This is a genomic window from Bradyrhizobium sp. SZCCT0231 (genome assembly GCF_018130245.1).
GTDB classification, from domain to species: domain Bacteria; phylum Pseudomonadota; class Alphaproteobacteria; order Rhizobiales; family Xanthobacteraceae; genus Bradyrhizobium; species Bradyrhizobium japonicum_F.
In genome coordinates this window covers 22,347-28,856 of record NZ_JAFCKP010000033.1, presented here as the reverse complement: position 1 = coordinate 28,856, position 6,510 = coordinate 22,347, and the positions used below count along the sequence as shown (strand labels likewise).

General features: G+C 65.2%; 14 protein-coding genes. 4 read left to right on the top strand and 10 right to left on the bottom strand.

All coding sequences use genetic code 11. The annotated features are described in order from the left end of the window. Nucleotides 1-157: 157 nt before the first annotated feature. Nucleotides 158-493: a Grx4 family monothiol glutaredoxin gene (grxD, locus tag JQ566_RS34210; protein WP_212380611.1), complete on the bottom strand. Its 336-nt coding sequence runs from the start codon at nucleotides 491-493 to the stop codon at nucleotides 158-160. An 18-nt stretch (nucleotides 494-511) separates the two neighbouring features. Then, nucleotides 512-745, bottom strand: coding sequence for a BolA family protein (locus JQ566_RS34205; protein ID WP_100178692.1), 234 nt, complete (start codon nucleotides 743-745; stop codon nucleotides 512-514). Between the two features lie 342 nt (nucleotides 746-1,087). On the opposite strand from JQ566_RS34205, the gene JQ566_RS34200 reads away from it, so the two are divergent. Genes JQ566_RS34200 through JQ566_RS34185 form a run of 4 tightly spaced genes read left to right on the top strand, consistent with a single transcriptional unit; the run spans nucleotide 1,088 to nucleotide 2,968 of the window. After that, the gene (locus tag JQ566_RS34200) at nucleotides 1,088-1,567 is read left to right on the top strand and encodes a hypothetical protein (protein ID WP_212380609.1); all 480 of its coding nucleotides are present in this window, start codon (nucleotides 1,088-1,090) and stop codon (nucleotides 1,565-1,567) included. A gap of 7 nt (nucleotides 1,568-1,574) precedes the next feature. Next, nucleotides 1,575-1,904 carry a DUF59 domain-containing protein gene (locus tag JQ566_RS34195; RefSeq protein ID WP_212380607.1) on the top strand — a complete coding sequence of 110 codons (330 nt, stop codon included), beginning with the start codon at nucleotides 1,575-1,577 and terminating at the stop codon, nucleotides 1,902-1,904. A gap of 39 nt (nucleotides 1,905-1,943) precedes the next feature. Beyond that, nucleotides 1,944-2,711, top strand: coding sequence for a dienelactone hydrolase family protein (locus JQ566_RS34190; RefSeq protein WP_212380605.1), 768 nt, complete (start codon nucleotides 1,944-1,946; stop codon nucleotides 2,709-2,711). An 11-nt stretch (nucleotides 2,712-2,722) separates the two neighbouring features. Further along, entirely contained in the window at nucleotides 2,723-2,968 is a 246-nt protein-coding gene (locus JQ566_RS34185; protein WP_212380603.1) for a hypothetical protein, read from the top strand. Nucleotides 2,969-2,980: 12 nt separating this feature from the next. Here the strand turns inward: JQ566_RS34185 and JQ566_RS34180 are convergent, their stop codons facing one another. Genes JQ566_RS34180 through JQ566_RS34145 form a run of 8 tightly spaced genes read right to left on the bottom strand, consistent with a single transcriptional unit; the run spans nucleotide 2,981 to nucleotide 6,505 of the window. Beyond that, nucleotides 2,981-3,409, bottom strand: coding sequence for a group II truncated hemoglobin (locus tag JQ566_RS34180; RefSeq protein ID WP_212380601.1), 429 nt, complete (start codon nucleotides 3,407-3,409; stop codon nucleotides 2,981-2,983). 20 nt (nucleotides 3,410-3,429) lie between these two features. Then, the gene (locus JQ566_RS34175; RefSeq protein ID WP_167523652.1) at nucleotides 3,430-3,597 is read right to left on the bottom strand and encodes a hypothetical protein; all 168 of its coding nucleotides are present in this window, start codon (nucleotides 3,595-3,597) and stop codon (nucleotides 3,430-3,432) included. Nucleotides 3,598-3,607: 10 nt separating this feature from the next. Next, on the bottom strand, nucleotides 3,608-4,057 hold the full coding sequence (locus tag JQ566_RS34170) for a Rieske (2Fe-2S) protein (protein WP_212380599.1): 450 nt from the start codon (nucleotides 4,055-4,057) through the stop codon (nucleotides 3,608-3,610). 18 nt (nucleotides 4,058-4,075) lie between these two features. Next, nucleotides 4,076-4,294 (bottom strand): hypothetical protein, encoded by a 219-nt coding sequence (locus JQ566_RS34165; protein WP_212380617.1) that lies wholly within the window; start codon nucleotides 4,292-4,294, stop codon nucleotides 4,076-4,078. Nucleotides 4,295-4,316: 22 nt separating this feature from the next. After that, nucleotides 4,317-4,625, bottom strand: coding sequence for a 2Fe-2S iron-sulfur cluster-binding protein (locus JQ566_RS34160; protein WP_212380597.1), 309 nt, complete (start codon nucleotides 4,623-4,625; stop codon nucleotides 4,317-4,319). 30 nt (nucleotides 4,626-4,655) lie between these two features. After that, complete coding sequence (locus JQ566_RS34155; RefSeq protein WP_212380595.1) at nucleotides 4,656-5,864, bottom strand: DegT/DnrJ/EryC1/StrS family aminotransferase; 1,209 nt, start codon at nucleotides 5,862-5,864, stop codon at nucleotides 4,656-4,658. Then, the gene (locus JQ566_RS34150; RefSeq protein WP_212380593.1) at nucleotides 5,861-6,130 is read right to left on the bottom strand and encodes a hypothetical protein; all 270 of its coding nucleotides are present in this window, start codon (nucleotides 6,128-6,130) and stop codon (nucleotides 5,861-5,863) included. Before JQ566_RS34150 ends, JQ566_RS34155 begins: the two co-directional genes overlap by 4 nt. 15 nt (nucleotides 6,131-6,145) lie before the next feature. Next, complete coding sequence (locus tag JQ566_RS34145; RefSeq protein WP_212380591.1) at nucleotides 6,146-6,505, bottom strand: DUF3024 domain-containing protein; 360 nt, start codon at nucleotides 6,503-6,505, stop codon at nucleotides 6,146-6,148. Nucleotides 6,506-6,510 lie beyond the last annotated feature (5 nt).

Genomic DNA, 6,510 nt, shown 5'->3' with positions numbered 1-6,510 from the left:
GCGCTTGGGCGGCACCTGCGCGAGCCTCCCCGAAAACGTCGGTATCAATCCATGCCTGCGCTACCTTAACGCCTATGCGGCGGACGCTGGGTGTGGCAGGCGAAGACGTGATGGCGGTAGAGCTGCGGAAGCTCGAATTCCTCGGTGATACCGTCGCTCATGACGCCGCCACCGCAACGCCCTTGTCGTTCAGCACCGCGGCCAGCTCACCCAGCTTGTACATCTCGCGCACGATGTCGCAGCCGCCGAGAAACTCGCCCTTGACGTAGAGCTGCGGAATGGTCGGCCAGTTCGAGAACGATTTGATGCCCTCGCGAATATCAGGGTCGGCCAGCACGTTGATGCCCGTGAACGGCACGCCGAGACCGTTCAGGATCTGCACGACGGTGCCGGAGAAGCCGCATTGCGGCGCGGTCGGAACACCTTTCATGAACAGCACGACGTCGCTGCCCGCGATGATGGCCTTGATGCGTTGCTCGGTCGGTTCGGTCATACGTGCATCCCTCCACATTCATTTCGGCACCGCCGTTTCGAGCGCGAGCGCATGCAGCGCCTCGCCCATTTGTCCCTTCAGGGCGGCGTAGACCATCTGGTGCTGCTGGATCCGGCTCTTGCCCGCAAACGCCTGCGAGACCACGCGCGCGCCGTAGTGATCGCCGTCGCCGGCGAGGTCGGTGACGATCACATGAGCGTCCGGGAACGCCTCCCTGATCAACTGCTCGATGTCCGGTCCCGCCATCGCCATGTCGCACACTCCTGCTCTGCGCCCGCTCCATGCAAGCGCCAAACCAGTTTCGGAACGTGTGCGTTCAGAGGCACTTGGGGCCTCGGCGCCGGCGTCATGTCCGACTTCCGACAACGCCGCGCGTGGCGTGTCGATGACGTGACGAATGCGGATGGTCTCGCTCCGGGGATGGCGATGAGGGCTCGCATCGCCTCGAATCGCCGCGCTATCGCGGCATCTCTCGGCCGGCCCGGCTTTTGCTTTGCGAGGATCGAACCCGTATTCCGATACGCCAGACGAGGAACTCGAATTGTCCCGCACAGACTCCAATCGATGCCGAATCCCGACGAAAGTGAGCCGCGCATGACGGCCGTTCTCGTCGATTCCGACGGCATCAATTTCGGCGAGCTCGCGCCCGAAATCGACTCGCTGCTGCAACAGGGCGTGGTCAGCTATCGGCGCGACCCGCTTGAAGCCGATCGCATCTTCCGGCAGGCCCTGGATGCCGCGCCGACGGAGCTCGCGGTCTATTTCTGCCTCTACAAGACCCACACCTATCGCGGCCGCCTCAATGAGGCCCAGAGCATCGCCGAGCGTGGCTTGCGCGAGGCTGCCCACCAAGCCGGCTGGAGCCCCAACTGGCGAAGCTGGCAGCCGCAGGCCGAGCTGCCTGACGGCGCCGGCCGCTTCGCGCTCTACACGTTGAAGGCGCTCGCCTTCATCCATCTGCGCAAGGACGAACAGAAACAGGCCCAAGAACTGCTCGCCGCGCTGCGCCGGCTCGATCCCACGGGCGCGGTCGGCTGGCCGGTGGTCGCGGCGCTTGCCGAGGGGCTCCAGTGAGGTAGCGATGACCACCACAGCGCTTGCCGACAACGAGACGCTGATCGCCGGCATCATCGCCGCGCTGCGGACGGTTCACGATCCCGAAATCCCGGTGAACATCTACGATCTCGGCCTGATCTATCGGATCGACTCCAAGGACGACGGGCTGGTCGAGATCGAGATGACCCTGACCGCGCCCGGCTGTCCGGTCGCCGGCGAGATGCTGACCTGGGTGGAGAAGGCCGTGATCGAGGTCGACGGCGTTGAGAAGGTCGCTGTGCGGCTGGTGTTCGATCCGCCCTGGGATTCATCGCGGATGACGGACGACGTCAAGCTCGAGCTCGGCCTGCTCTAGCGAACCAAGCAGAGGCCCACCGGAGAGGAGAGGACACAGATGATCGAACTGACAGCCAGCGACGGAGGGCGTTTCTCCGCCTATCGTGCCGAGCCTGCGGAGACGCCCAAAGGCGCCGTCGTGGTTCTCCAGGATGTTTTCGGCGTCACGCCCGAAATCCGCAAGGTGGCCGACGCCTTCGCGGCCAAGGGCTATGTCGCAGTCGCACCATCCCTGTTCGACCGTGTGAAGCCGGGCGCGAGCCTCGGCCATGATGAGGGCGGCAAGGCCGAGGGCGCCGCCATCAGCGCGCAGATCGGCAAGGAGCAGGCGATCTCGGACATCCAGGCGACGGTCGACGCGGTGAAGGCCGCCGGCAAGGTCGCAGTCGTCGGCTATTGCTGGGGCGGCGACCTCGCCTACGTGGCGGCCAACAAGGTCAATGGAATTGCCTGCGTGATCGGCTATGACGGCCGCGAGACCGTCGCCGACTATCGCGAAAAGCGCAAGGTGCCGACGCTGCTGCATTTCGGCGAGGACGATCCGGAACTGCCGCTGGAGGCGATTACGCAGTTCCGCGCCTGGCGTCCCGACGTCAGCGCCTTCACCTATCCCGAGGCGGCGCAGGGCTTCGGCTGCGAGGAGCGCGGCAGCTACCGCGAGGACGCCGCCGGCAAGGCGCGGGAACGGACCCTGTTCTGGATCTCGCAATATGTCGAAGGGCAGAAGCCGGTCCTGTTAAAGAACGCCGGCGCCTATGCCCAGGCAAAGACCGAGAAGAAGAAAAAGAAGAAGGGCGACGACGACCTCAGACCGCCGATTGATTGAGGGAGCCGGAAATGCTTCCGACCACCATTCTCATCGACGACACGCCGCGCTGCGTCGTGCGGCCGACCGACACCAAGGATCTCAACCGCTTCATCCGTAACGGCAAGGGATTCTTGCTGGCCGAGAAGCCCGAAGGCAAGATCACGCATCGCGCGGCGAATGAAACGGAAACGGGCAAATGGAAGAGCGGCCTTGCCCTGCACAGGGCATGGGGTGGCGCCGAAGAAGAATTTTTTGGCTTGCCGCTTCCGGATTGACGCTGCGTCCGCTCAAGCATGGCCGCGGCGGGAATCATGCGGATTGCCGGCCTGGTTGCGCATCCAGTCGGCGAGCTTGGTGAGTGCGGCATCGAGTTCGCCTCGCGCCGCCGCATCGGCGACGGTCTCCTCCAGCGCGCCACGCATGCAGAGCAGCCAGGCATCGCGCTCGGCGCTGCCGATCGGAAAGCCGATGTGGCGCTGGCGCAGCCGCGGGTGGCCCTTCTCCGGCGAGTAGAGCTTTGGGCCGCCGGTCCATTCGGTGAGGTAGCGCTTCAGCACCTGCTTGGTCGATGAGAGGTCGTCGGCGTGCATGGCGCGGATGCCGGCAGCTTCCGGAAGCGAATCCATCCGGCGGTAGAAGCTTTCCACCAGGCGATCGATGACGACGGTGCCGCCGATCCGCTCGAACATCGAAACAGTGACCGCGGTATCGCTCATGTCGATGCCTTCCGTTGTACCTACTCGTCCATGCTGGGCGACAGGATAACCTCCGCCGGCGCACCCGGACCTTGATCGGCGACAAATTCCAGCGTGGAGACACGCGACAGTCCGTCGCCGCTGTCCATCAGCACGACGGCATCCTCCGGCAGCCCCTTCAGGCGATCGAGCAGTTGAGCGACCGTCACGAGGCCTCCGCTAATCGGGGTGGATCATGATTTCCATGGTCTCGTCGTGGTCGTCGAAGGCGTCGAACGGGCGGTCATCCTCGACCAGCCGCTCGCCGCACAGGCAGACCTCGTCGTCGACCACGGCGAGCGCGATAGGCTGCAGACTCTTTCCGGTGCAGGGGCCGTCGATGCACAGCCCGCTGTCGATCTCGAAGGTGGCGCCGTGACGGCCGCATTTGAGAAAGGCGCGATCCTGCGTGAAGAAGTCGCCGCTGCCGATGTTGAGCCAGACCCCGTCATGCGGGCAGGCATTGACGTAACCGATATAGGCGTTGTCGTGGGTCCGGATCACGACGATCGGGAACGGCCGGCTCTCGCCGGACGCATCGAAGCGCGACAGGCTGAAGGCCTTTGCGCTGCCGCGTTCGATCTCGTCACTCGCGCAGATGACGAAGACGTCGATTTCTTCCGGACCCATGGGCACCCCTCCTGCGGGTCACGCCGCCGCCGGCGTGGCCGCCTGCTTCAGCGCCGTCAGTTCGTCGCGCGTCAGCCGGAACACGCCCCGCCCTCCCGCGAGCGTCTGGTAGACGTCGCCGGCCTTGTCGCTGAGGAAATTGAACCAGGCCTGCGGCGTGAGGCCCTCCGGCCGCTCGCTGATCTCGACCACCGTGCCGTTCGGCGCAAAGCGCGCGTGAAGAATGACGTTCTGCATATCCATCGTCCCGCTCCCGCGCTCAAAGGCCCGACGAAAAGCCGAGCAGCTCGATCTTGACGTCCTCGGTGCCGAGCACGGTGGCCTGGCAGGCGAGCCGCGACTTCGAGCCGACGCCGACGATGCTGTCGAGCTTCTCGTTCTCGAGCCGCGCGATCTTGGACAGGCCCTTGCGGCCCTCCTGCACGAAGATGTGGCAGGAGCCGCATTTGGCCTGGCCTTCGCACTTGTGCAGGATCGCGATCTCGGCGCCGAGCAGTGCGGCCAGGAGCGTGGTTCCCTCCGAAACCTCGATGGTCTTGCCTTCGGGCATGACGGTCAGTGTGGTCATGTGTCGTCCTCTTCGGTTCTGATGTGCTCTTCAGTAGATCGCCGCACCTGCGCCCACATTGATCGAGGCGTCCTTCATGGTCTCGACGATGAATTCGATCTGGCTATCGGTGAGGTGGGTATGGAATGGCAGCGCGACGGCGCGGTCCGCGATCTTCTCGGTGACAAGGAGATCGCCGCGGCGATAACCGAGATCGAAATAGTGCCGTTGCAGGTGCAGCGGCTGGCTGTAGGCCGCCGCCTCGACCTGCTCGACCCGAAGGTCCTCGGCGATGGCGTCGCGGCTAGAGCGGGTGAAGCGCGTGCCGAGATGCACGAGGTACAGAAACCAGTTCACCTCGGTCACGTCAGGCGCGATATAGGGCGGCTTGATGCCCTCGAACGACTGCACATGCGTCGCATAGAGCTGCTCGACCAGCCGGCGGCGTTCGATGATCTCCTCGATACGCCTCAGCTGCGCCAGCCCGAGCGCGGCGGCGAGGTCACTGAGCCCGGCCTGATAGGCCGCCGTCGACCCAACCACGACGGACGAACGCTCGTTCAGCCGGTGCGAGCGGTGGCGCCGCAGCGTCACGGCAAGGTCGACGTCATCGGTCACGACCATGCCGCCCTCGCCGCAGGTCAGGAGCGAGGGCTGCGCGAAATCGAATATGGCGACGTCGCCGAAACTGCCGACCAGCCTGTCCTTGTAGCGCGAGCCGATCGCCTCGGTGGAATCCTCCAGCAGCAGGACGCCGTGCCGAGCCGCGATGTCGCGCAACTCCGACCAGGGCGCCGGGTGGCCGTTGGTGTTGGCGGCGAGAATGGCCCGCGTCCTCGGGGTGATGCGCTCTTCCACCTTCTGCGTCGCCAGCGTTCCGGACCAATAGTCGATGTCGGCAAACACCGGCCGTGCGCCGGCGAGGCTGATCGCATGTGCGGTCTCGCGGAAGGAATAGGACGAGGCGATGACCTCGTCTCCCGCGCCGATGCCACACGCTTTCAGCGCGAGCATGAGGCCGATGGTGCCGCTCGGCACCGCGACCGCATAGGCCCGGCCGACATAGGCGGCGAACGCCGCCTCGAATTCCTCCGCCAGCGGTCCGCTGGAAAGCCGCGGCGAGCGGAGGACGGCATCCACCGCGGCGATCTCGGCCAGCGTGACATCGGGATCGGAGAGCGGAATGAAGTCGTGTCCCGTCTCGACGGGGAGCTCGCCTGTTTCCGCAACGTCGTCATAGGCGAGAGCAGGCTCCGTCATGACGAGACCACCCGCTTGGCGAGCACGATGCCGGTCGCACGTGCGGGATCATCCGTGATTTGCGCACAATGATCGGCGCTGTCGAGCAGGTGCAAATCGAACCCGCCGAAGCTGCGATACGGGATCTCCGTCACGTCGGAGGCATCGCAGCGGATCCAGGCAAGGTGGGGGAATTTCTGGCGCAGCTCGAGATAGACCTGGGTCGCCGCTTCGGGCGAGCCGAGCATCTGCTCGATTTCGGTCAGTTCGGTTGCCGCAAGCGCCATCTTCCCAACCTCCTGCTATTGCCAGAACACACGTTCGGGATCGGCATTCAGGGCGTCGGTCACCGACCCCAGCCGCTGATGCACACCATGCAGCTCCCAGGCACCCGTCTTGTGATCCTTCCGAAACAGCTTCCAGCTCGCGCCCGCCGCATCGTGATGCAGCAGCGCGACGTCGATGACGCCGCCCTCGGCGTCGATGTTCCGCGAGCAGCAGGGACTCTCGATGAGATAGCCGCCGGTCACGCCCCTAACGATCGGCGAGACGTAGCGATAGCGCTTTCGCGATCCGAGCGCGCGCTCGATCCGCCTGCGATCGAGCTCGTTGGGATGGGCGGGCAGGTGCAAATCCGGCTGTCTGAGGACCGCGGCGTTCATGGCGG

What these genes read in the sequence shown, in the direction of transcription:
- grxD (WP_212380611.1), bottom strand. Translation starts at nt 493, where the DNA reads ATGACCGAACCGACCGAGCAACGCATCAAGGCCATCATCGCGGGCAGC.
- JQ566_RS34205 (WP_100178692.1), bottom strand. Translation starts at nt 745, where the DNA reads ATGGCGATGGCGGGACCGGACATCGAGCAGTTGATCAGGGAGGCGTTC.
- JQ566_RS34200 (WP_212380609.1), top strand. Translation starts at nt 1,088, where the DNA reads ATGACGGCCGTTCTCGTCGATTCCGACGGCATCAATTTCGGCGAGCTC.
- JQ566_RS34195 (WP_212380607.1), top strand. Translation starts at nt 1,575, where the DNA reads ATGACCACCACAGCGCTTGCCGACAACGAGACGCTGATCGCCGGCATC.
- JQ566_RS34190 (WP_212380605.1), top strand. Translation starts at nt 1,944, where the DNA reads ATGATCGAACTGACAGCCAGCGACGGAGGGCGTTTCTCCGCCTATCGT.
- JQ566_RS34185 (WP_212380603.1), top strand. Translation starts at nt 2,723, where the DNA reads ATGCTTCCGACCACCATTCTCATCGACGACACGCCGCGCTGCGTCGTG.
- JQ566_RS34180 (WP_212380601.1), bottom strand. Translation starts at nt 3,409, where the DNA reads ATGAGCGATACCGCGGTCACTGTTTCGATGTTCGAGCGGATCGGCGGC.
- JQ566_RS34170 (WP_212380599.1), bottom strand. Translation starts at nt 4,057, where the DNA reads ATGGGTCCGGAAGAAATCGACGTCTTCGTCATCTGCGCGAGTGACGAG.
- JQ566_RS34165 (WP_212380617.1), bottom strand. Translation starts at nt 4,294, where the DNA reads ATGCAGAACGTCATTCTTCACGCGCGCTTTGCGCCGAACGGCACGGTG.
- JQ566_RS34160 (WP_212380597.1), bottom strand. Translation starts at nt 4,625, where the DNA reads ATGACCACACTGACCGTCATGCCCGAAGGCAAGACCATCGAGGTTTCG.
- JQ566_RS34155 (WP_212380595.1), bottom strand. Translation starts at nt 5,864, where the DNA reads ATGACGGAGCCTGCTCTCGCCTATGACGACGTTGCGGAAACAGGCGAG.
- JQ566_RS34150 (WP_212380593.1), bottom strand. Translation starts at nt 6,130, where the DNA reads ATGGCGCTTGCGGCAACCGAACTGACCGAAATCGAGCAGATGCTCGGC.
- JQ566_RS34145 (WP_212380591.1), bottom strand. Translation starts at nt 6,505, where the DNA reads ATGAACGCCGCGGTCCTCAGACAGCCGGATTTGCACCTGCCCGCCCAT.